This window comes from Anaerohalosphaeraceae bacterium, assembly GCA_037479115.1.
GTDB lineage: Bacteria > Planctomycetota > Phycisphaerae > Sedimentisphaerales > Anaerohalosphaeraceae > JAHDQI01.
On record JBBFLK010000005.1, the window covers coordinates 39,244 to 62,378 of the forward strand.

Sequence of the window (23,135 nt, forward strand, 5' to 3'; positions counted from 1 at the left end):
TCCACAGACTCTCCCTTTCCGAGTGTCTATCTGTCTGCAAACCGCGTTTTTGAAAGACCGGCTGCGGCTTTTTCTGCACACCGCAGCCGGTTCTTCCCATCGTTCGCTTACCGGCGGCGTACCAGCGCAAAACCGCCCAGTCCCAGCAAGACCAGACTGGCCGGTTCGGGCACGACCCTCACATTGTCCACATACAGCGTGCCCCATCCGCCCATCGCAAACTTCACCTCGGCATAAGCCGCACCCGCCGGCGTCGTAAAGGTCTGGACAAACGAAGTCCACTGACCCGAATTCGGCGGCGTCAGCAGCGTAATCCACTGATAGCCCACATAACTCCAGCTCGAATCCCAGTACTTCAGATTGATGCCCGCATTGGCCCAATCCGTCGCACTGTACACCAGACTGAGCACATACTCCGCTTCGGCCGCCACGGCAAAGGTCTGTCCCATCTCCTGCCAGGCCCCGTCCGTCGCCGACCACATCTTCGCATTCGGAGTTGCGTCATAGGTATAGCCGGTTTCAATCGAAATGGACTGATTGACCGTATCCGGCACCCATGTCCACCAGCCGCTCAAATCACCTGTGTTGAAATCTCCGTTGGTCAGCAGATTGGCCCAAACGGAGCCGCCCAGCATCAGTCCTGCCGCCAGCAAACACATCATTCGTTTCTGCATCGTTCACACCTCCTCAAATTGGGTTCTTGCTTTCCATCCATTCCGCTCACACTACACACTTCACACATTTCATCGGGACAATTCGGCCTTTCAGCCGTTTTTTCGTTCAGTTTTCCAACATCAGCTCCAGAACCGGTTCGACAAAAACCGCCCAGTCTGCACCCAGACTGTCGCCGCTGTCCATCACGACCAGCGTCAGAAACCGCTGTGAGGAATCGAACGGAATTTCAATCGATTCCGGCTCGGAAAATCTCGAGATGGACCGCTTTTCAAAGACAACCCGACCGTCCAGAAGCACAAAGACATCCGCCAGCGTATTGCCGACCGCCGGGCGGGAACTTTCATCCGGCGACAAACCAAAAACGGCCTGAAATGTTCGGACCTGACAGCCCGGAACCGCCCGCCGAACCGCTTCCAAATCAACCGTAAGCCCGGCATTGCCGTAAAAGCAGAGTGCCGGCCGGCTTCTGCCTGAAGAGCCCTCCTCCCATATAAGCCGGAAATATTCCTCCCGTCGGGTCTGTTCGACCCGCCCGCCGTACACCCCGCCAAACCCTGCCCCGCTGGAAAACGGAATGTCTTGAAAACGAAGACCTGTTGAACTGATGACCCCGCCGCCGGAGGTCGGACGGCCCGGCACAAAGACTCCGTCAATGAACGGATGCTCCGGGGTTCTTACAAACACCGCCGGCCGGTTCCTCTCAAGTCGGGCATCCTGGAGCATCGACGCCCGTCCCGTCTGAACACTTAACCCCCATCCCGGCCGACCGCCGCCGAAGCCCGTCCCTCCGGAGACCGCATCCGCCAAATCAAAACGCTGTCCTCGCCAGACTACACCGGCCCGCGAGGAAATCTGACGGGCAAACAAATCCTGCCGAAGACGAATGTCCTGAATCGCCCCCTCCGGCCCCGCCTGTTTGGCCTGTCCCTCCTGCACAAGAACGCTCTGACGCGGTCCTCCTTTCGTTCCGCCGACAATCACCGATGCCTTGCCCTTGAGCATATGCACCTGAGCGCTGCCGACCCCGCTGACCTTCACGCCGAACTCCGTGCCCAAATCAATTACCTTCATCGAAGGCGTAGAAACCGTAAAACCGGTTGCGGACACCGGGCAGCGCACATAAACCTGCCCATAGGAAAGCCCCAGTTCCTCCCGGCCTTTAATCTGAAAGCGGGCCGGCCCCTCAATCACGGTTTCAGCACCGTCTTCATACGTAAGCCGAACATACCCTTCCTTCAGTACAAACGGTCCGCTGCCGGCATACAAGAGCCCTTCCGGTTCTCGAGCGGTTCCTGTCTCCGCCGCCCAAACGGCTCCGAGTGTATCCGCAATCCGTGCCGCCGGTTCATCCGCGGCCCCCGGGCGAAGTTCCAGCCAGACCAGCAGAAGCACCATCGCCGCCAGGGCCGCTCCCGCCGCAGCCAGTGAAAACCGGCTCGTCCGCTTTTGGACCCGAACAGGGGGCCTCGTTTCAGCGGGAATCGGTTTTTCCTCCGGCTCTATCTCCACCGCCGGAGCGGTTTTTTCATATTCTCCCAACGCCGCCAGAAACTGGGGATCTTCGCCCGATTCGCTCTGCATCGCCTCGGCATACAGCGATTGTGCCCGCCACATCAGGGCCGCAGCGTTCATCACCTCTTCCAGATACTGCTCAGCGGCCGAGGGGTCCGACTGGAGCCGCTTTTCCAGCACCGAAAACCGCTCCGGGGTAATCTCCCCTTCCAGCGCTTCCACAATCAAAAGCCCCAGTTCAAATTCATCGCGGCTGAAGGCCTTCATCGTTCCCCTCCTTCCGCCTGCAGATGGGCATTCACACACTGCCTCAGGAAAAGATGAATCCGGTTGAACCCTCTGTATAAACTGTACACAGACCGCCCCAACTGCTGAGCAATGTCTTTGATAGCCATCCCCTGCTCATACCGCCGATAGACCAGTGCCCGGTCGGACGGCTCCAGCCGCTTCAGACACTCTTCCAGCCATTGAACCCGCTGGTCAATCCGGGAAATCTGCCGGCAGGTCTGCTCAAAAAGCATTTCCATCGTCTCGCTGGAAAACTGGACCCGGCTTCGCCGCTGGGTCTTGCGGATATTGTTCAATTCATAGCGGGCTATCTGAAGAGCCCAGGCCAGAAAACTGGTTCCCGGCTCAAACTCCCCGAATCGCCGGCACATAATCATCACAACCTGCTGGAAAAGGTCCTCCGCATCCGCATAGTTGGGCACCATCGCCAAAATAAACCCGTAAATCCGCTTCTGATAAACCAAAAGAAGACGGACAAACTCTTCATTCTGCGACGAGCTGTTTTGTGCCTGAGGCGAAGAATCCATATCACTTTCCGTACCTTATCTAAATAGGATAACGTACAGTCGGAGTTTTTTTTGCGGTTTATTTTTGGAATGGGCCAAAGAAGAGGCTTTTAGTCCCCTTTTGCCTGTTTATGGTCAATGAAAAGGTCTTTCGGCTTGTTCCAGCTGGCTCGGCAAAGCCGGTCATTGATCGTCCGGCCGATGCCTTCATTGGGAACCGCAACAGCCATGATTTCCTCCAGCCCGCAGCGGTCAAGCCGGCGCATCGCTGCATACAAATTGCGGGCCGCCTCTTCTAAATTCCCCGATTCCGAAAGAACTTCCGCCGCGGCAAAATCCCCTGCCTCCGCCGCAGGCCGAAGCGTCAGCAGCCCCACCCGACGCCCTTTCGGGGGACCTATCAGCTCCGGCGTCAGAAACAAAGGCGTCCGCGGCGCATAATGATGCTCCAGACGGCCCGGCGCCTGCGGGGTATGCTCCGTAAACCCCACACGCTGCACCGGGCCGATCAGTTCTTCAATCTGTTCAACGGAAATCCCCCCGTACCGCAGCAAGAGAGGCGGCCGCACGGCCAGCGAAAGAATCGTGGACTCCACTCCTACCGAACAGGGCCCTCCATCCAAAAGAAAATCCACTGAATCTCCCAGCTGCTCGCGTACATGTTCGGCACAGGTTGGACTGACATGCCCGAACAGGTTGGCACTCGGAGCCGCCACCGGCACATCCGCCCGGCACAGCAGGGCCAGCGCCGCCGGATGCGCCGGCATTCGAATCGCCGCCGTCGGCAGCCCGGCCGTCACAATATCCGGCACCATCGGCTCCTTGGGCAGCACCAGTGTCAGCGGTCCGGGCCAGAACCGTTCCGCCAGCAGCTCCGCCTCCTTCGGAAAATCCCGCACCAGCCGCCGGGCCTGTTCAATCGTGCCCACATGCACAATCAGCGGGTCAAAACTCGGACGCCGTTTGACTTCGAAAATCCGCCGAACCGCCTCTTCATTCAGCGCATCGGCCCCCAGGCCATAAACAGTTTCCGTCGGAAAGGCAACCAGTCCGCCCCGACGAAGACAGTTCGCCGCCTGTGCAATTTCCTCCTCATTCGGCAATCCCCCCTTCGAAGCGTTTTTCCGGAGAATCCACTCGGCCGCTTCCCCAATATGCCGAACAATCGGGGTCCCCGCCGGCACTTCCTGACGGTGCTGCTGTCCATGGCCGGTGAGTACATAGACTCCTTCGGCACCGGCATTTTGAGCCAGTTCAATATCATGAGGATGGTCGCCGATGCAGAACGAACGGCGCAGGTCTATCGAATAATCGTCGGCGGCCTGCTGCAGATAAAACGGACGCGGCTTGATGCATTTACATCCTTCCTGCCGCTGATGCGGACAGACATAGACCTGCGTGATGACAATTCCCGCCTCCCGCAGCGTTTCCGTCACAAAACGGTTGACGCTCTCGACCTCCTCGGCACGGAGGATTTGCTGGGATATCCCTGGCTGATTGGTCACGATAAACAGAATGAAATGCTCCTGCAGACGCCGAAGCGCCTCGAAGGTTTCGGGGAAAAAAACAACCTCGGACGGTTGACGCACATACCCGATGTCTTCAATCAGGGTCCCGTCTCTGTCCAAAAAAACCGCCGGACGACGTGTTTGACTCATTTCGGATTCCGTGCTGGCTGTCTGACCACTGCGAGCGAGAGGAGTCGAACCCCCACGTCCTTACGGACACAAGGACCTAAACCTTGCGCGTCTGCCAATTCCGCCACGCTCGCCTGTTTATCCTTTCATCCAATCGCTGTCTTCCTCATCCTCAGGGCCGATTTCTTCCTCCTCCTCTCCATCAATTTCCCTTGCAAGGGCCTCCAGTTGGGCCTCATCCGGACGAGCCGGGGTCTTCGGTCCTGCCTGCACTTCTTCAATCTGGGCAATTCGCTTCTCGGCCTCCTGAAGAATCTTTCGGCAATGCGCAATCAGCTGCATTCCCTTTTCATACTGTTCCAGACTTTCCTGCAGAGGCACCTGCCCGCCTTCGATTGTTTCGACAATCTGGGAAAGAGCGCGAATCGCCTCTTCAAAACTCAGTTTCGACAGGTCATTTTGATTCCCGTCGGTTGTCTTTTTGGCCATGGGTTACTTCTCCTGCTTTGCCTGGCCGCGGGCCTCCACCCGGCTCGTAAACTGCTGCCTTTGGGCCAGTTCCGTCAAAATAATATCGCCGACATCAACTTCCTCCAGCCGGCGAATAACTTGTCCAGTCCGCATGTTGATTGTAATGGTATACCCGCGGCGGAGCACGGCCCGCGGGTCCATCGCCGTCAGTTTATTCTCCGCCGCCGACAATTGCAACCGCTTTTGCTCAAGCACCTTAGACAGCCCCTGCCGGGCCGCCGCCTCCATCCGCTCCAGACGAATCCGCTGGCCGGCAATCAGCCGCACTGGTTCCAGACGTCGTACGATATCTTTGGCCTGCTCCAGCCGTCGCCGCAGCCACTCGAACCGCTCCCGCATCACCCTGGCCAGTTGGAGCCCGGCCATATCTACCCGCTGCCAGGCCCGTTCCACCATTCCCTGCGGTTCACGGAAGACCCAGCTGGCCAGAATCGTCCGCAGCTGCTCGCGGGCTGTCCGAACCGTCGAATGCACCGAATGTACCAGCCGACGCTGAATCATCGCCAGCTGTTTGTGGACCTCCCGCTGGTCCGGTACGGCAATCATCCCCGCTTTGGTCGGTGTGGAGGCGCGGGCGTCTGCAACCAAATCCGCAATGGTCGTATCAATCTCGTGTCCGACCGCACTGATAATCGGAATTTTTGAACGGAAAATCGCTCGGGCTAAAACCTCTTCATTAAAAGCCCACAAATCCTCCATTGAGCCCCCGCCGCGTCCGACAATGAGCAAATCCAGCTGCAGTTGCTTATTATTGCGATTTATCCAATCCAGTTTCCGGGCAATTTCCTCGGCCGCCCCCTCTCCCTGAACCGGCACATCAAACAAAAACAGCCGCACAATCGGCCAGCGATGCCAAATGCTGTCGGCTATATCATGAACGGCCGCACCGCTTTTGCTGGTGACGATTCCAATCCGTTGCGGAAATTGCGGAATCGGCTTTTTGTACCGTTCCTCAAAAAGGCCTTCCGCCTTGAGTTTTTCATACATCTGCTGAAAGGCAATCTGCAGGGCCCCAATCCCCGCCGGCTGCAAGTCTTCGGCGTAAAATTGATATTTTCCTTGTGGAGAATAGACCTCGATATGACCGGTCGCCAATATCTCCATTCCGTTTTCCGGCTGAAATTTGATTTTTTGATATCGATTGGCCCACAAAACACAGGAAATCTGAGATTCTGTATCTTTTAATATAAAATAACAGTGCCCGCTTTGGTGTCGTTTCCAGTCGCTTATTTCCCCTTTGAGGATAAAACGCGAAGGCAAATGCCTCCGGATGGCTTCATTGACCATCGCATTTACCTGAGAAACGGACAAAATGATTAATTTATCTCGGGCCATAATCAATCTATTATATCCGATGTCGGATTTCGAACAATCTCTATCTCTGAAGAAGGAACATTTGTGTTCCACGAATGTTAAAATGGGAAAAATCTGAAATCTTTTTCAAATTCATGGAGATTTTCCCTTTTTTCTATCAATGGACCCTATGTCAGAAACGACTTATCTACAGAAGGTCCACGCCTACCAAGCGCATGTGCCAAACCTTCACAAGGCCGAAACAATCCTCACGATTGTTTCGGTTTTTTATTGGTTTCTGCCTGCTTTGTTCAAAATCAAAACGACCCGATGAGTGTTCCTGCTTCCACATCTCCATCAAAAACCCGCTTTTTTACGCGAAAAATTCGGTTTTTGCCGCAAAAAACCGGATTGCTGCTTCTCTGGCACATTCCTTGCACATCCTCCCTTCGACTGATAGTGCCTTTTGGGAGAACCTTCGATGATTCAGGACAAAACTATGATGAATCTGCTGGAAGCGGGAATGAAAGCCGAATGGCTTCGCCAGCAGACTATTGCCAATAATATTGCCAATATTAACACCCCCGGCTTTCGCCGCTCGGATGTTAAATTTGAAGAGGTTCTCAACGAGATGCTCCGGAAAAAAGGGTCTCTGGAGCCGGATTCGATAAAACCGGAGATTTATCAGCCGCAGAACACGCCGCTGAATGAATTCGACAATGACGTTTCGCTGGATACAGAAATCGGCGAAATGATCAAAAACTCCGTCAAACACAAGGCTTATATGCTGATTTTGAAGAAAAAATATCAGCAGATGGATGCGGCCATCAAAGTATCCGGCTGATTCGGAAGGGCTGAAGGATGAAAATCGATCAAACCAGCGTGTTTAATCCGATTGACATCGCCACATCGGGTCTGCGGGCCTACAACAAGCAGATGGAGGTCATCGGCTCTAACCTAGCCAACATCCAGACCACCGATGCGGGTGACGGGAAGCCCTATCGTCGGCTGGTGGCGGAATTCAAAGCCAAAGTGCAAGACAATCTGGCGGGCGTGGAACTGAGCGACATCATCCAGGACCCAAATGCCTTTCAGCGGGTCCTGATGCCGGGGCATCCGCAGGCGGACAAAGACGGCTACGTCCTGATGCCCAACATCAGCTGGTCCACAGAAATGGTCAATCTGAACCTGGCCAGCCGGGCTTATCAGGCCAACGCCGCTGTGTTAAGACGCTATAAACAAATGGTGGAAACCAGCCTCGAATTATTAAGATAAAAAGGATATCGTATGGCTGTACAATTTAATCCGAACATTCATTCCCCCAATCCGGCGATTCCCGCCGCCCTTCAATCTCCTCTGCTGCAGGAATCCAAAGCACCGTCGTTTACCGACAAGATTCTCGAATCGCTCCATAAGGTTAATGACCAGCAGAATCAGGCCAATCTGTCGATTCTGGACCTGATGGCGGGCAAGCAGCAGGACATCAACACGGTTGTCGCCGAGGTGGCCAAGGCAGACATGAGCTTCAAACTTCTTGTCGGCGTGCGCAACAAACTGGTTGAGGCCTATAAGGAAACCATGCGGATGCAGGTGTAAGGGCTTTGGGCAGACTTCCTTTATGACGGAACGCTATGGGGCTATTCGATAAAATCAATGCAGTCTGGCAGAAAGTCGGGCTGGTGCAGCGGGCACTTCTGGCGGCGCTGGTTCTGACGTGCGTCCTGACGGCGGTGCTGCTGACCCGCTGGGCCGCGCGGCCCGAGATGCGTCTGCTCTTCGGCAACCTGTCTCTCGAACAGGCCTCCAAAATTGCCGACAAAATCAGTGAACAGAACATTCCCTATGAAATCCGCGGCGGGGGCAGCAGCATCTTTGTTCCGGCCGAAAAGGTGCATGAACTGCGGGCTCTGGCCGCCCGGGAGGGTCTGCTGCCCCGAAACGGCGAGCCCGGCTATGAAATCTTCGACAACGAAAAACTCGGCGTCAGCCCTCTGGTTCAGAAGATGAATTACAATCGGGCCCTGCAGGGAGAGCTGGCCCGCACGATTCAGGTCTTCGACGGCGTTCAGTATGCCCGCGTGCACATCGTTCGGCCTGAACAAACCCTGTTTACCGGCAGCGAACAGAAGGCCTCCGCCTCGGTAATGCTCCAGCTCAAACCCGGCTGGCAGATCAGCCAATCAACCGTTGCCGCCATTGCTAATCTGGTTGCCGGAGCCGTCGAAGGGCTCACACCCGACCAGGTCACCGTCGCCGACAGTCAGGGACGCATCCTCACGCAGGCGGGCAAACTGGACAGCTACGCTGCCGGCGCCAATACCTATCTCGAATATCAAAACGCCGTGGAAATTGAGATGGCCAACCGGCTGCAGCGGGCCCTCGAACGCGTGCTCGGACCGAACCGCTCCACCGTGATGGTCAAGGCCACCGTGGATATGAACAGCGAATCGATCGTCCGAAAAACATACGAAAAGGGCATTCCGAAAGAAGAAACCATCGACGAAACCTCCACCATCAAGCAGTCCGCCAAAAGCTCAGAAGAGGGAGACAATACCCCCTCCTCCACTGAAAAGAAGGGCACCACCACTACGCAATATCAGCTGCCGGAAACCATCACAACCCAGACGAAAATTCCCGGACGCGTTACAGCCTGGTCGGTCTCGGTAATTGTGGACCTGTCCAAACCGTCCTCCGAGAATCCGGCAGGGGGAAACGAACAGAACCAGCAAACCACACCCGGAAACGAAAACAACCTGCTGATGTCTCTGGAAGACGTCAAAGAAATTATCCGCACGGCCATCGGACCGGATTTGCTCAGCGAGCAGAATCTGACCGTCAAACATGTGCCGTTTTACCGTCCGCCGGCCGAGCCCGTTCAGGCAGGCCCCAACTGGGACAGTCTGATTGAAATCGCCCGGCAGCTTTCGATGGGCATTTTGGCCGTCAGCGCTCTGCTGGTGCTGCGCATTTTTACCCGGGCCGCCGCCAAAACCGCCGCCCAGCCGGCGTCGGGCACTGAAATGATGCTCGGCGGTGCAGGGATGCCGATGCTGCCGGCCGGAATGGATACACCGGCGGCTATGCGGCGAATGATTGCCGCCCAGCTTCAGCAGAATCCGGAACAGGTGCGGACGCTCTTCAGTACATGGCTTGCGGAGGACCAGTAATCCATGCGGTTGAAGGGAATCCAGAAAGCGGCTCTCCTTCTGACCAGTCTGGATGCGGCTACAGCCCGAGAACTGCTCAAGGGCCAGCCCCAGGAGGTCATCCAGAGAATTGCGATGGAACTGTCGCAGCTGGACGCACAGGGAAAGCAAAACAGCGAACAGGCCCTTCAGGTGGCCCGCGAATTCTGCGGACATCTTCAGCAGGCCCAGGCGGGCACCCTGCATATCAAAAGTTTCGTCAATTCGCTCATCCACGGTACGGCCAGCAAAGAGAAAGCCGCCGAACTGCAGGCCCGAATGCAGCAGGCCGTCCGGGAGAAGGACCCCTTCCTCGTCATCGCCTCCGCTTCTCCCGCCCACATTGCCGCCGCACTCGAAAACGAACCGCCGCAGGCAGTCGCCCTGGTCTTGTCGGCCCTGCCCCCGAAAATCAGCACGGAGGTGCTCAATCGGCTTGCGCCCGAAAAAAGCCAGCAGGTCATCTGGCGGATGACGCAGGCCATTGAGGTATCGCCCAAGACGCTGCGGCGAATCGGAGAAATTCTCTGCAAACGCATTATGGACTTAAACCGGGAGGAATCTCCCGTCGTCAAGGAAACTGTTCCCAAAGAGGTCCTGCGCAAAGTCGCCTTGGTTCTGAGCGGACTGGAAAAAGAAAAACGGGACACTCTTTTAAAGGAAATTGAAGCAAGGGACAAAGAAACCGCCAAAACCGTCAAGGCCCTGATGGTGACCTGGGAAGACATTGTTAAAATTGAAGACCGCTCGCTGCAGCAGGTGCTGCGCAATGTCGAGCCGACAGTCCTGGCCAAGGCCCTCCACGGAGCCGACCCGGCGATTGTCGCCAAAATCCGCTCCAATATTTCCGAACGGGCCTCCCAAATGGTCGATGAAGAAATCTCCCTGATGGGCGAACCGCGCAAGAAAGACGTTCTGGCGGCGCGGGAAGAGGTGGTCAAGCCCCTCCGCGAAGCCAATGAAAGTGAAGAGCTGCTCTTTATTGAGGAGGAAGGATGAAAAAGACCGTGGTTCATCTGCCCTCCGGGGCGCCGATTTCCTCCGCCTGCGTCGTGGACAGGCCGCCGCGGACCGCCGCACCGGCCCCGCGCCCCCAGAATCCGCCGAATCGGCAGATTCAGCAGGCCCTGGCCGCCCTTCAAAAGGCCGCCGAACAGATGCAGGAAACCGCCCAGCGGCTTTTTGCCTCTCATCGCGAGCAGCTCATTCGGCTCAGTATTGAAATTGCCTCCAAAATCCTGGCCAAAGAGATTCAGGACCAAAACTATCAAATCGAGGCAATTCTTCGGCAGGCCCTGGAGGGAATCGAACAGGACCGGCCGATGACCGTTCGGCTCCATCCGCAGGACCTCCAGACCATCCAGCAAACCGCCGCAAAATCTGACGGAACGGATACACCGCTGATTCGCTGGATTCCGGACCCGACGATTCAGCCGGCCGAATGCGTCATTGAAACCGAAGAAGGAATTATTGAGTGGATTATTGAAGAACATTTACGGCGAATTTCCGACGCCCTGCTGAGCGGGGTTCCAACGCATGATAAAAACGGAAATGAAAACCTGCTCGATTGACTTGGAGCCGCTCTGTCAAACGGTGCGGACGCTGCGTCTGGCCGAACCGAAAGGCGTGCTGGTTCGCATCTCCGGCCTGATTCTCGAAAGCAGCGGCCCGTCCGTCGGTCTGGGCAGACTGTGCCAAATTCGGATGCGGTGCGGACGCACCATCGAGGCCGAGGTCGTCGGATTCCGGGACGGCCATGTCATCCTGCTCCCGCTGGATACCCTCGACGGAGCAGCCCCGGGTGATGTCGTCATCGCTCTGGACAAACCGCGGATGATTCCCGTCAGCCGGGCTCTGCAGGGCCGCGTCCTGGACGGGCTCGGACGGCCCATTGACCACAACGGTCCGATTCCGGCCGAGGAGTTTCGTCCCCTGCAGAGCACAAGCCCCGACCCCCTGCAGCGAAAGATGATTGACCAGCCCCTGCCGCTGGGCATCCGTGCCATCGACGGACTGCTGACCTGCGGGAAGGGACAGCGCATCGGCGTCTTTGCCGGCAGCGGCGTCGGCAAGAGCGTGCTGCTGGGAGAGATTGCCAACGGCAGTGCCGCCGACATCAATGTCGTTGCTCTCGTCGGGGAACGCGGACGCGAAGTGCGGGAATTTCTCGAGAAAGACCTCGGCCCGGAGGGTCGGGCCCGCAGTGTGATTGTCGTGGCGACCTCCGATTCGGCGCCCATCCAGCGGGTCAAGGCCGCCTTCACCGCCGTCACAATCGCCGAATACTTCCGCGACCGGGGCTGCAGCGTCCTGTTTATGATGGATTCCCTGACCCGGTTTGCCCAGGCGCAGCGGGAAATCGGTCTGGCCGCCGGCGAGCCCCCGACCACCAAAGGATACTGTCCGAGCGTTTTTGCAATGATGCCTCGGCTGATTGAGCGGCTCGGATGCTGTCCGCACGGAAGCATCACCGGCATCCTGACGGTTCTGGCGGAAGCCGATGACCTCAACGACCCGGTGGCCGACAGCGCTCGTTCGCTTCTGGACGGACATATCGTCTTAAGCCGAAAACTGGCGGACCGCGGACATTATCCGGCGATTGACATTCTCCAAAGCATCAGCCGGCTGATGCCGTCGGTGGCATCAGACGAACACAAAAAGGCCGCCTTGAAACTTCGGGAAATTTATGCCACCTATACGGACGCAGAAGATTTGATACAAATCGGCGCTTTTGCTCCCGGGAGCAACCGCCGCATTGACGGTTCGATTGCCCTGATAGACCGCATCCGCAATTTCCTCATTCAGCCCATCCGCCAACGGTGCCCCTTTGAGCAGACCATCCAGCAGATGAAGGAGATTGCGGACGCCTGGGACCGGCTTCTGTCTGACGGAGCCGCCGAGAAAACCGCCGCCAGGCCCAAAGGCCGCCTGAATCCGCCTGCGGCAGGAGGTCCGAAATGAAAAAGTTTGTCTGGAAGCTTCAGCAGCTGCTGACCCTGAAGGAAAAGCAGGAAAATGCCCTGCGGGCCGACATTGTCACCCTGACCGAACAGACAATGGTTGTCAAAGGCCGCATTCGGGCGATGCAGATGAGACTGCGGGCTCATCAGCAGGAAATCCGGTCTCTGCCGGAAGAGCAGCGGATTGCCGCTCAGTCCCTTTATGCCCAGCAGGCCCCTGTGGCGGACACCGTGATTCGGCAGCTGACCGAACAGGCACGGGCCCTCGAACAGCAGCGACGGCGAAAACTGGATGATTACCTGCAGGTCCGCAAATTCCGCAAGGGGCTGGAGCGGCTTCGGGAAAAGGCGCGGCAGCGCTACCAGTATGAAATGCTTTTGGAAGAACAGAAACAAGCGGATGATTATACCCATCTGAACTGGAACCGTCCGGCGGCGGCCACGGCATAACCCCAATCCGCCTGCGGACAGGAGACAAAAACTATGAAAAAAATGCAATTGCTGATTCTGATTGCGGCCGGCATCGTGTGCTTCGCGACGGCGTTCGGCGTCAGCTGGCATCTGAAAAAAAAGCGTGCCGCTCTGCCGCAGCCGCCTGCGGCGGCATCTGCGGAAGCCCCCGCGGCGGCGGCACCGAACCCGGGACCTTCGTACCTGCTGGCGGCCTCTGAGGACTATTCGCCCGGTTTATCCGAACGGCAGCTGCAGAATCTGATGGAAGAACTTCGCGCCCGCATGCAGGATTATCGAACCAAGGAAAAACAGCTCGCTCAGGAGGAACAGCGGATTCAGATGGCGCATCAAACCATCCAGGAGGAAATCGACCGGCTCAATCAGCTGCGGGCCAAACTGGCTGTGCTGGCGCAGGAAATTGAGCAGAAACAGCAGCAGCTTCAGAACAGCATCGTCCGGATTGACGCGCTTGAGCAGGCCAATTTTCAGCGTTTGGCCGCCACCTATGACAAGATGGATACCACTCAGGCCGCCCGCATCCTGGCGGCGATGGCCGCCGGACCGCAGGCCGCCGACGCCGTCAAAATCCTCTACTATATGTCGGAGCGTACCACCGCCAAGGTGCTCGGAGAAATCGGGGCTGTCCAGCCCGAGCTGGCTTCCGCCATCAATCTGAAACTGAAACGAGTTGAGGAGATTCGCTGAACCCCTATGGATCTTGCAACGATTATCGGTTTGATTCTCGGCTTTTCCGTCATTATCGTCTCGATTGCCATGGGAGGCGGGGCAATGGCCTTCGTCCACATCCCCTCCATGTGCATCGTCGTGGGAGGAATGCTCTGTGCCACCATGATTCACTTCTCGCTGCCGCAGTTTCTGGGCATTTTCTCCGTCATCAAAAAGGCTATCCTGGTAAAAGTCCCTTCTCCGAATGAACTGATTCAGCAAATGGTCAATTATGCGGCCATCAGCCGACGCGACGGCGCCCTGGCCCTGGAAGAACACATTCGAAAAACCGACATTCCCTTCCTGGCTAAAGGGCTCCAGATGCTCGTGGACGGTCAGGACGAAGAAAAAATGCGGGAGATGCTTTCGCTGGAAATCGATGCCCTGCAGGAACGGCACGCCCGCGGCAAAAAAATCCTCGAGTTTATGGGGGCCTCCGCACCGGCCTTCGGAATGCTCGGCACCCTCATCGGCCTGGTGCAGATGCTCCGCAACCTCACTTCGCCCGACCAGATCGGGGCCGGAATGGCCGTCGCCCTGATTACCACCTTTTACGGGGCGATTCTGGCCAATCTGATTTTCATCCCGCTGGCCGGCAAACTCGGGCTGTATTCCCAGGCGGAAATCACCGCCATGCAGATGATTCTTGAGGGCATCTGCACCATCAGCCGCGGCGAAAACCCCACCATCGTCCGGGAAAAAATGCAGGCGTTTCTGGCTCCCAATCACCGGGAGGAAATCAAAGCCAATATCTAACGTATGGCAGGCACGAAAAGGAAAATCGAAGACGAACAGCCGGGGGCGCCCGAATGGCTGGTTACCTTCAGCGACTGTATGACGCTGCTGCTGACTTTTTTTGTCCTGCTGATCAGCTTTGCCACCTTTGAAAAAGAAACGTTCGTATCGCTGGCCCAGTCCTTCGCCCAATCCCTGCCTTCAATCGGATGGTCTCGAGTCACCGACCGTGACTCGTTCCAGAAAAAACAGCAGACCAATGACCAGGTGGACCAAATCAAAGGAACCGAAACCCGGACCAATATCACGCGGATGACCAGCAACTTTATGAAGGAAAAAAAGCCGCTGGATTTCCGCAACCTGAAAGTCTTTACGGTCCCTTCGGACCAGTTCTTCTGGGGACAGGGCGCCGCTATTTCTCAATCCGGACGGGAAGTCCTGACGGCACTGGCCAAGTTTCTGGGCTCTGTCACAGGACGCATCGTTATTGCGGAAACCGGTCCGGAAGACAAAATGGAGCTGTCGCTGGCCCGCTGCATGGCCGTGCTGGACTATCTGACTCAGGAGGGGGGGCTGACTCCGGAACGCTTCAGCATCTCGCCGACTACCACTCAGCGCACCGCTCCGACGGTGCGGCAGCTGGAAATCACCCTGCTGGAACGGAGCATCTACGAATGAGCCGAAAAAAAAACCAACCGAGTTCCAGCGGCGGGGCCCCCGCCTGGATTGTCACTTATTCAGATATGGTTACCCTGCTGCTGACTTTTTTCGTGATGCTGCTCAGCATGGCCAGTTATCAGGTGGAACAGCATAAATTCCTGGCCGGAACCAACTCGTTCCGCCGTGCCCTGACCGATTTGGGCTTAAGCGGCTTTCTGATTGAAAACAAAAGCAGTCAGGAATTTGAACACCCCAAGCCCACCTACAACATCGATGAAGGAAAAGATGAAGAAAAAGACCGTTCCATCGACGCCCGCACAGAAATCCTTCGGCGAATCCTGTTCGAAATTGAACGCAAAATGAAAATTTCCCCTTCGCAAATCGACGGGGTTTCCAAAACGTTTCTTCCCATGAAAATCCGGTTTGCTCCCGGCAGCGCCGCCCTGGATGACAAAGCCAAAAAAGACCTTCAGACGGCCTGGAATCAAATCTGTATCTCCGTCACCGGACGTGAGGCGATGCTTTATATCCTCGGATTAGCCGCCGATGAAAAGACCCCGGCCGCGCAATTCACCCTTTCCGCCCGGCGGGCCAAAGCCGTCAAAGACTATCTGGAAACCCTGAATCCTTCCGACAAAAAAATTCCTATTTTCTGCTGGGGGGCCGGGCGCGGCGGGGAATGGACCAGCCGGAACGGCTTAATTACACCCCAAACCCAGATTCTAATAACCCTGATTCTTGAAAAATAACTCGTAAAACCCTTGTACAATTCTGTTCGTTTTCCTGACGCTGGACCTTCCCAATCGCACGGGAACAGCGAAAAAAGCCCTTTTGTCCCGTCGGCACAGATTTTGCACACTCTCTCCTGCAGCAAACACGTTTTTTCCCTGCAGGAGACGGTTGAATGCTGAAAAAAAGGCTCATAGGGCTCGGGTTGGTCTTTGCCGTATGTCTGGCTGGACAATGGGGCTTGTCCGCCCACCTGAGCGAAGCGTCCGGACCCGCTCAAACCGCTCCGCCGAACTGGCTGGAGTCCCAAGCGCCCGCTCAATCCCAAAATCTGGACAATCTGCATCAAAATCTTGTCCGACAACTCTTAGTGATGACCTTCATCGTCGCCCTGTTCGGCGGGGCGCTCTGGTGGTTTGTCCGTAAATACAGCAAAGGACTGCTGGTCGGCAAGGGACGATTCATTACAATTCTCGAAACCATCCCTCTGGGGCCTCGAAAAACGGTTCATCTGCTCGAGGTCGGCCATAAAAAACTTCTGATCGGCAGTACGCCGGACAGCATTCGCCTTCTGGCGGACCTCACAGAGCCCGACCAGCCGAGTTCTTCTCAAAAGGATGCCTCGCAATGAGACGCATCGGATTCCTCCTCTGTCTGCTGGTGTGGGTTCAAACGGTCTGGGCGGCACAAAGCCCTGCCCCGCAGCCCGCTGCTGCGGCCGGTCAGAGCGCCATGCCTACCCTCGAAGACCTGCTGAACCTGATTGACAAGGCCTCGACCGACCCCCAGCAGCAGACACCGACGCCCTGGAGCGGACCGATTCGCCTGGTGTTTCTGTTTACGCTGCTGGCCCTGCTGCCCAGCATTCTGGCGATGATGACCTCCTTTACACGCATTGCCATCGTGCTCGGCTTTGTTCGGCGGGCCTTAGGCACCCAAAACATCCCCCCCAATACCGCCCTGCTGGGGCTGGCGCTTTTTCTGACCCTCTTTACGATGGCCCCCACCTTTTCCAAAATTCATCAGGAAGCCATCCTGCCGTATCTGAATAATCAAATGGAGCTCCCGCAGAGCACCGAAATCGCCAGTGCCGCCCTGAAAGAGTTTATGCTGCGCCAGACGCGAACCTCCGATCTGGCGGTGTTTGTCAACATGGCCCGCATCAGCCCGCCCTCTCAGGCATCGGACCTGCCTTTGCATATCGTCACACCGGCCTTTGTCATCAGCGAGTTTCGAACCGCCTTCGAAATCGGATGCCTGATGTTTGTCCCCTTCCTCCTGCTGGACCTGGTGATTTCCAGCGTCCTGCTCAGCGCGGGGATGATGATGCTGCCGCCGGTGATGATTTCACTGCCATTTAAACTGATTCTGTTTATTCTCGTGGACGGCTGGGGAATCCTGGCCCAGGGATTAAGTTTAAGCTTCAAATAAAGGAACAGACAGATGACAGCGGACTATATCCTCTACCTCGGACGTCATACAATGGAAACCGCCCTGCTGGTCTCGGCACCGATTCTGATTGTCTGTGCCGGTCTGGGCATCCTGATTTCTCTGTTTCAAACCGTCACCTCCATTCGCGATATGACTCTGGCTACAGCCCCGAAGCTCATCGGCGTGGGCATTACCACGCTGTTCTTCGGACACTGGATGCTGCAGATTCTGATGAAGTTCACCTACGAAATCTTTACCCAAATACAGACCTACGGACAGTAGCCTATGGACCTGTTCGGCGGAAAACTTTTTGGTTTTTTCCTCATCCTGACCCGTCTGGGGGCCTTTTTTGCCGCCGCCCCCATGTTCAGCTGGGAGGTGCTTTCGGTTCAGCTGAAGATTGCTGTGGCAGTCGTATTGAGCCTGTTTTTCACCCTGCTGGCGCCGGCACCGGCACCGGCCGCAGCGGCTCCCATCGAAATGGTCCTGCTGCTCGGCCAGGAAGCCCTCTACGGGCTGGCGATGGGAATTGCCGCCTATTGCCTCTTCAGCGTTATCCACATGGCCGGTCAATACATCGAACAGGAAATGGGCCTGAGCATGGCCCAGGTCTTTGACCCGTTCACCGGTGAAGAAGGGCACCCGCTGGCCCTGCTGCTGGAGGTTCTTTTTATCCTGCTTTTGTTTGCCACGAACAGTCATCTGCTGCTTGTGCAGATTCTCTCCCGCAGTTTTGAAAGATATCCGCCGACCAGCACGCCCCATCTGGGCCGGCTGACTGAAAGCATCCTCCAGGCCGGCTCAGCGATGTTTCTGCTGGCCCTGCAGATGGCCGCACCGCTTTTGGCGGCCTTTATGCTCCTGATGGTCGTTCTGGCCTTTATGGCGCGGGTCGCTCCCGAATCCAATGTCCTGTTTCTCAGCTTTCCCCTGCGAATCGGAATGGGTCTGATTCTGCTCGGATTTTTCGTTCCCTATATCCATAGTTACCTGCAGCACTTTGCCCGCTGGCTCGAGCGCCTGCTGCCCCTCTAAAACCCTATGCCCGAACCGAACCGTACAGAACACCCAACCCCGCGGCGCCTCGAGAAGGCCAGAGAGGAAGGACATTTCCCCCAGAGCCAGGAGATGCTCTCGGCTGTCTCGCTGATTGCCCTGACCTTGACAACCGCCCTTTGTGCCCCCTGGCTTATCCGCTGGTCCAAACAGCAGCTTTTGTCGGGGCTTTCCTGTCAGACGCTCTGGCTGGACAACCCGCAATCCTTTCTGGCATTCGCCGATTCCCTCATCCTCGACGTGCTGAAAGTAACCGCCCCGTTTCTGCTGGCTTTGACCGCCGCCGGGGCTGCCGGATGCATCGCCGTCAGCGGCTACAACTTTGCCCCCAAAGCGCTGGCCTGGAAACTGGAAAATCTTAACCCGATGCGGGGTCTCAAATCGCTCTTTTCCCCGGAATCCCTGATGCGGCTGGGGTTGTCTGTTGTAAAAATCCTCTTTTTAGCCGTGATTGTCTGGCTGTATGTACACAACAAACTTTCCTCCCTGACAACCTTTCAATGGATGCAGCCCGAAGAGATTCTGGCCTCCATCGGGCGGCTGCTCTTCGGGATTTCCATCCGCATCTGCGGGGGCCTGCTGGTTCTGGCATTTCTGGACCTTCTTTATCATCGCTGGCGATTCATCGAAAACCTCAAAATGACCAAACAGGAAGTCAAGACCGAACACCGCGATACAGAAGGCGCCCCGGAAGTCAAATCCAGAATCCGCCAAAAGCAGTTTGAAACCGCCATGCGGCGGATGCTTCAGGAGGTCCCGAAGGCCAATGTGGTCCTTGTCAACCCCGACCATGTCGCCGTCGCCCTTCGATATGACCCCTCCAAAACCCCTGCCCCCATTGTGGTCGCCAAAGGCGCCGACCACCTCTGCGAAAAAATCAAAGAAGTGGCTCGTGCGTACGGTGTGCCCATCCTGCGGCGCCCGCCTCTGGCACGCGAGCTGTACGCCACGGTCAAACTGGGCCAGCCCATTCCGGAAAAACTGTACACGGCCGTTGCCGAAATCCTCGCCCTGCTGCATCGGCTCCGGCACAGCAGATAATCCTTGCCCCCTTCTGCCGGCCGGCTATACTGAGGGCAGTTTTGGATGAGGAAAACCCAGATGAACGCCCCGATAACCGGTCTATCCATGGAAGACAGAGCCGGCTGGAGCCGCACCGAACGACTGTTCGTCGGCACGGCCGCGATGCTTCTTGTCGGCATTCTTCTGCCCTGGTCTGCCGCAATGCTGGATATCCTCTGGATTCTTCATCTGTCCCTGACGGCGGCCGTAATTCTGACCTGCCTCGGGGCCCGCAATACAAGCCAGCTGGACGGTTTCCCCCTGCTGACGGCCGGCGCTTCCATGCTCAGTTTTCTGACCGTTGCCGGCTGCCTGAGGGCCGTTGTTTTTCATCGTCAGGCCTGCGGACGGCTGGTCGAAATGCTTGGCGAAGCCCTCACCTCGTTCGAACCCCTGCTGGCCCTGCTGTCGGTCTTTATTCTCGGTTTTCTTCTGCTGTACCTGGTTCGGCTGGCAGGGAAGCGGATGCACGCCGCCGTCGAAGACTACTTCTTTCGGATTCTTCCTTTCAAAAGGGCCGGGCTGGAAACAGACCGCTCTCTGCAGCTGCTTTCGGAGGAACAGGCCCGCCTGCTGGCTGACAAAATCCAGCGGGAAGTGCGATTCTATGCCTCTATGGAGCAGATTCGCAAGCTGCTGCTGGCTCAAATCACCGTCCATCTGTTTCTGCTGCTGACGGCCTGGCCGCTGGCCTGGACCGCCGAATGGCTTCAGTCCGCTTCCAGTCCTTCCGGACTGTCGCCTCTTGCGGCTGCGGCCGCCGCCCTGACAGGGACGGCCCTGCTGGCCTGGATTCCTCCGGCTTCGGCGGCCGCCGCCTGCGCCGCTCTGCTGTCCAAAGACTCTTTGGCCCTGCCTCGAGCCGACAGCGCGGAACAATCCGTTCCAAGCCGCACCATACGAATTCAGTCCTCTGTTTCAGGCCGAACAGAAGAAATTGAAATCCTCAATCCGCAGTCCCTGCAGGAACCGCCCAAAAGCACTTCGGTCCCAGAGCAAGTTGCCGATTTTGAGCCGTCCGGCTCGTCTGATTCATCCCTTCCCTTTCCAGAAATCCGTTCGCTGACTTTTGAGGGTACGTGCCCGGAAGACTACTATGCGTATCTGGCTGAGCTGTTCAGCCGGCCTGAGTTCCGGCGGTCTTATCTGCTGCTCACTTCCGAATCCGTTAAAGACCTGCCTGTCCATACGGCAGTTCATCCGGCCCTGCATCTGGCCCGACAGAAACAGAAAGTCCTGCTGCTGGATGCCGACCCCCGAAATGCCGCCGCCAAAGTCTTTGCCCTCCGGCCGGAAATGCTGACCGTTCCGACAGCTGTTCCACGTCTCAATCATCTTTGGCTTCAGTCAATTCAGCTGGAAGAATGGATGCAGAAAACGGCGGAAGTGCCCGCGGATGATTCCTTCTGCCGGCTGATTTATGCTCCTCAGAAACTCCCCCTGCCTTCCCCACCCCCGTCCCGCGCAGACACATCAGCCTCTGCGGTCCGCATTGTTTTCTTCAGCCCCAAGCCGCCGGAACAAGTCCGTCCTCTGTTTGCCGGATGGCCCTGCATCTATCTGCTGGCTCCGCTTTGGGCCGCTTGCAAGACCGATTAACGGGCCATATTCAGACCGGACATCTGCTGCTGAATCAGCTGCAGCGTCCTCTCCAGCCGTGCATACTGATTTTTCAGACGCGTTTCCACCCGACTGAGCCGTGATTCCTCCCGGCTGATTTGGCTGTTGGTGCTGTCAATCCGGCCCTGCACGCTTTTCTGAACCAGCGGTACACGCCCGCCGCCGAGCTTCAGCAGATTATCCACGGTATCGTACAGGCTGCCGGCGAATCCCTGTTTGACATTCACCAGCGCATCAAAGGTCCCGTCCTGCGACATATCGACCGTCAGCACCAGGCTGTATTCCGGATATCTCGGATACCCGCCGCTGCTGGTAGTTTCCGTACTCCCATACAGAGTATTGCCTTCAATCCGCATCGCACGAGCCGTCGACCAGTCCTCCGTTTTGAGCTTGATCTGGGCGGAGGTAATGACGCCTCCTTCCACCGTCACCCGCACATCGTACTGTCCGCCCTGGGTGTAGCTGCTGGCCTGATAAAATTTAACGGTATTCGAATTGCTCGAGCCTGTCTTGGTGGCCCCGATGAGCGACAGCACTCCCTGATAGTTGTCCACCAGGGCCTTTTCCAGTTTACTGCTGTCCAGGGTCAGGGTGCCGTCGGCCTTGAACTTCAGCCCGATATCTGCCGGCTTGACAAAAGCATCCCGCTCCGTAAATCCGGCCGCATTAAACAGAAGCGGCGAACGAATCAGACTCGTAATCGTTGTCAGACTGTATTCCGAAGACAGAATTCCCGTCTTCTTTTCCTTCTCATTATACGTTGTCTTTTCTTTCAGGAAAGAAACCGCCGCGTTATATGCATCGACCATCGCCTGGAGTTTGTCTTTCAGCGTGGTCGTATCGCGGTTGAGCGTTACCTCGACGCTCTTGTATCCGTCCGTGTCATTGCCGGTGGTGCTGTGCAGATTCAGCGTCACGCCGGCAATCACATCATCAATCGTGTTGGTGCTTCGGCGAATCCAGGTGTTTACATCCGCATCATCTCCCGGCGGATACCCATCCACTTTAATCAGTGCATCCTGAGCCCGCTGGGTTTCCAGAAACGTGGAGGGCGCCAGCAGCGCCAGACTGGAGGCAATTGAACCGCCGACCGTCGTTTCCGTAAAGGTCGGAGCCGTCCAGACCGCCGACGAGCCGTCGCCGGCCACCAGCTCCAGCGAAATCGATAAATCGCTGGCCCCGCTGGTTCGGTCCGTCAGAATCAGCGCCCCCTCTTCCAGACGAACGCGGACCGTTCCTCCATAGGCATTTTCTATGGCACTGATGAGCTCTTCCACCGTGGTGTACTGATTGACCTCAAAAAATGATTCCACCGGTGTTCCGTCCCGCAGGGTCCCCTGAATCCGAATCCGGTCCGGCGTCGAACCTGTCCCAAAGCCCGAGCTGCCCTGCAGCTGCGACAACCGCGTGGTCAGCGAGGCATTTTTCCCATTGGTTGTTTTCAGCACGGACGATGTATGAACATCCGTATTGCTCGAATTAATCGAAATCTGATAATTGGAGCCGCTTTCCCGACCGCTCAAAACCAGATGATACCGGCCGGCGGGCGACTGATAATCCAGAATGCTCGCCGTAATTCCCGGATTATCCGGGTCGTTGTTAATCAAATCCACAAGCTCCTGCAGCGTCGTCGTTGCGGTAGTCTGGACCACAAACTCTTTGTTGGCATACGACAAAATCAGATTGCCTTCGCCGACATACTGCGTTTTGTACTGGAAGCCGTTGTGAACCCAGCGGTTGGCCGTGGCCAGCTGACGAATCTTTACATTATGCGTCCCCTCAAAGGCACTGCTGGAGGCCGTGGCCGTCAGCATCTCCTCGCTGCTCGTCTTGGCCTGATAGGTGCGCAGCTGGCTCGAATCCGACAAGGCGCTCAGCGCCGTGCGAAACGACGACAGCTTGCTGCTCAAATCGCTCACCGCCGTCCGTTTTTCTTCCAGCGTCTTCAAGCTCGACTGCAGACTGCTTAGACGGCGGCGCTCAATCTTCATCAGCTGCTCCACAATCGCCGCTGTATCAATCCCTGTCGAAAGACCGGTTAATTGGATGGAAGCCATCGTTTTCCTCGTTCGAAAC

25 protein-coding genes and 1 tRNA gene are annotated in these 23,135 nt (G+C 56.7%); 18 read left to right on the top strand and 8 right to left on the bottom strand.

Going from position 1 to position 23,135, the window contains the following annotated elements:
- Positions 1–107: 107 nt before the first annotated feature.
- The 7 genes from WHS88_03600 to xseA all read right to left on the bottom strand — a co-directional run bounded on the left by WHS88_03600 (position 108) and on the right by xseA (position 6,484).
- Complete coding sequence (locus WHS88_03600) at positions 108–674, bottom strand: carbohydrate binding domain-containing protein (protein ID MEJ5259256.1); 567 nt, start codon at positions 672–674, stop codon at positions 108–110.
- Between the two features lie 106 nt (positions 675–780).
- Positions 781–2,454, bottom strand: a complete 1,674-nt coding sequence (locus WHS88_03605) for a FecR domain-containing protein (protein ID MEJ5259257.1) — start codon at positions 2,452–2,454, stop codon at positions 781–783.
- Positions 2,451–3,002: a sigma-70 family RNA polymerase sigma factor gene (locus WHS88_03610; protein MEJ5259258.1), complete on the bottom strand. Its 552-nt coding sequence runs from the start codon at positions 3,000–3,002 to the stop codon at positions 2,451–2,453. The genes WHS88_03605 and WHS88_03610 overlap by 4 nt, the downstream gene beginning before the upstream one ends.
- 89 nt (positions 3,003–3,091) lie before the next feature.
- The gene (locus WHS88_03615; GenBank protein MEJ5259259.1) at positions 3,092–4,639 is read right to left on the bottom strand and encodes an L-threonylcarbamoyladenylate synthase; all 1,548 of its coding nucleotides are present in this window, start codon (positions 4,637–4,639) and stop codon (positions 3,092–3,094) included.
- Positions 4,640–4,668: 29 nt separating this feature from the next.
- Positions 4,669–4,752, bottom strand: a tRNA-Leu gene (locus tag WHS88_03620).
- 4 nt (positions 4,753–4,756) lie between these two features.
- Positions 4,757–5,107, bottom strand: a complete 351-nt coding sequence (locus WHS88_03625; protein ID MEJ5259260.1) for an exodeoxyribonuclease VII small subunit — start codon at positions 5,105–5,107, stop codon at positions 4,757–4,759.
- Between the two features lie 3 nt (positions 5,108–5,110).
- Complete coding sequence (gene xseA / locus WHS88_03630; protein MEJ5259261.1) at positions 5,111–6,484, bottom strand: exodeoxyribonuclease VII large subunit; 1,374 nt, start codon at positions 6,482–6,484, stop codon at positions 5,111–5,113.
- Between the two features lie 439 nt (positions 6,485–6,923).
- On the opposite strand from xseA, the gene flgB reads away from it, so the two are divergent.
- From flgB to WHS88_03720, 18 genes are all read left to right on the top strand, one after another.
- The gene (gene flgB, locus WHS88_03635; GenBank protein MEJ5259262.1) at positions 6,924–7,286 is read left to right on the top strand and encodes a flagellar basal body rod protein FlgB; all 363 of its coding nucleotides are present in this window, start codon (positions 6,924–6,926) and stop codon (positions 7,284–7,286) included.
- Between the two features lie 17 nt (positions 7,287–7,303).
- The gene (flgC, locus tag WHS88_03640) at positions 7,304–7,717 is read left to right on the top strand and encodes a flagellar basal body rod protein FlgC (protein MEJ5259263.1); all 414 of its coding nucleotides are present in this window, start codon (positions 7,304–7,306) and stop codon (positions 7,715–7,717) included.
- A 12-nt stretch (positions 7,718–7,729) separates the two neighbouring features.
- A complete protein-coding gene (fliE, locus tag WHS88_03645) occupies positions 7,730–8,038 on the top strand; it encodes a flagellar hook-basal body complex protein FliE (protein ID MEJ5259264.1) in 309 nt (102 codons plus the stop codon).
- Positions 8,039–8,073: 35 nt separating this feature from the next.
- Entirely contained in the window at positions 8,074–9,609 is a 1,536-nt protein-coding gene (fliF, locus tag WHS88_03650) for a flagellar basal-body MS-ring/collar protein FliF (GenBank protein ID MEJ5259265.1), read from the top strand.
- Between the two features lie 3 nt (positions 9,610–9,612).
- Positions 9,613–10,626: a FliG C-terminal domain-containing protein gene (locus tag WHS88_03655; GenBank protein ID MEJ5259266.1), complete on the top strand. Its 1,014-nt coding sequence runs from the start codon at positions 9,613–9,615 to the stop codon at positions 10,624–10,626.
- Complete coding sequence (locus WHS88_03660) at positions 10,623–11,198, top strand: FliH/SctL family protein (GenBank protein ID MEJ5259267.1); 576 nt, start codon at positions 10,623–10,625, stop codon at positions 11,196–11,198. The genes WHS88_03655 and WHS88_03660 overlap by 4 nt, the downstream gene beginning before the upstream one ends.
- Complete coding sequence (locus WHS88_03665; protein ID MEJ5259268.1) at positions 11,179–12,588, top strand: FliI/YscN family ATPase; 1,410 nt, start codon at positions 11,179–11,181, stop codon at positions 12,586–12,588. The genes WHS88_03660 and WHS88_03665 overlap by 20 nt, the downstream gene beginning before the upstream one ends.
- Entirely contained in the window at positions 12,585–13,037 is a 453-nt protein-coding gene (locus WHS88_03670; GenBank protein ID MEJ5259269.1) for a hypothetical protein, read from the top strand. The genes WHS88_03665 and WHS88_03670 overlap by 4 nt, the downstream gene beginning before the upstream one ends.
- A 33-nt stretch (positions 13,038–13,070) precedes the next feature.
- Entirely contained in the window at positions 13,071–13,745 is a 675-nt protein-coding gene (locus WHS88_03675) for a hypothetical protein (protein ID MEJ5259270.1), read from the top strand.
- 6 nt (positions 13,746–13,751) lie between these two features.
- On the top strand, positions 13,752–14,522 hold the full coding sequence (locus tag WHS88_03680; protein ID MEJ5259271.1) for a MotA/TolQ/ExbB proton channel family protein: 771 nt from the start codon (positions 13,752–13,754) through the stop codon (positions 14,520–14,522).
- 3 nt (positions 14,523–14,525) lie between these two features.
- Positions 14,526–15,179 carry a flagellar motor protein MotB gene (locus tag WHS88_03685; protein ID MEJ5259272.1) on the top strand — a complete coding sequence of 218 codons (654 nt, stop codon included), beginning with the start codon at positions 14,526–14,528 and terminating at the stop codon, positions 15,177–15,179.
- Positions 15,176–15,910: a flagellar motor protein MotB gene (locus tag WHS88_03690; protein ID MEJ5259273.1), complete on the top strand. Its 735-nt coding sequence runs from the start codon at positions 15,176–15,178 to the stop codon at positions 15,908–15,910. Before WHS88_03685 ends, WHS88_03690 begins: the two co-directional genes overlap by 4 nt.
- Before the next feature lie 155 nt (positions 15,911–16,065).
- Positions 16,066–16,521, top strand: a complete 456-nt coding sequence (locus tag WHS88_03695) for a flagellar biosynthetic protein FliO (GenBank protein MEJ5259274.1) — start codon at positions 16,066–16,068, stop codon at positions 16,519–16,521.
- Positions 16,518–17,321, top strand: coding sequence for a flagellar type III secretion system pore protein FliP (gene fliP / locus WHS88_03700; protein ID MEJ5259275.1), 804 nt, complete (start codon positions 16,518–16,520; stop codon positions 17,319–17,321). The genes WHS88_03695 and fliP overlap by 4 nt, the downstream gene beginning before the upstream one ends.
- A 12-nt stretch (positions 17,322–17,333) precedes the next feature.
- Positions 17,334–17,603 (top strand): flagellar biosynthetic protein FliQ, encoded by a 270-nt coding sequence (locus WHS88_03705; protein ID MEJ5259276.1) that lies wholly within the window; start codon positions 17,334–17,336, stop codon positions 17,601–17,603.
- A 3-nt stretch (positions 17,604–17,606) separates the two neighbouring features.
- The gene (gene fliR, locus WHS88_03710) at positions 17,607–18,356 is read left to right on the top strand and encodes a flagellar biosynthetic protein FliR (protein ID MEJ5259277.1); all 750 of its coding nucleotides are present in this window, start codon (positions 17,607–17,609) and stop codon (positions 18,354–18,356) included.
- Between the two features lie 6 nt (positions 18,357–18,362).
- Positions 18,363–19,418: a flagellar biosynthesis protein FlhB gene (gene flhB, locus WHS88_03715; protein MEJ5259278.1), complete on the top strand. Its 1,056-nt coding sequence runs from the start codon at positions 18,363–18,365 to the stop codon at positions 19,416–19,418.
- A 60-nt stretch (positions 19,419–19,478) separates the two neighbouring features.
- Complete coding sequence (locus WHS88_03720) at positions 19,479–21,038, top strand: hypothetical protein (GenBank protein MEJ5259279.1); 1,560 nt, start codon at positions 19,479–19,481, stop codon at positions 21,036–21,038.
- Here the strand turns inward: WHS88_03720 and fliD are convergent.
- Entirely contained in the window at positions 21,035–23,116 is a 2,082-nt protein-coding gene (gene fliD / locus WHS88_03725) for a flagellar filament capping protein FliD (GenBank protein ID MEJ5259280.1), read from the bottom strand. The genes WHS88_03720 and fliD overlap by 4 nt on opposite strands.
- Between the last annotated feature and the right edge of the window lie 19 nt (positions 23,117–23,135).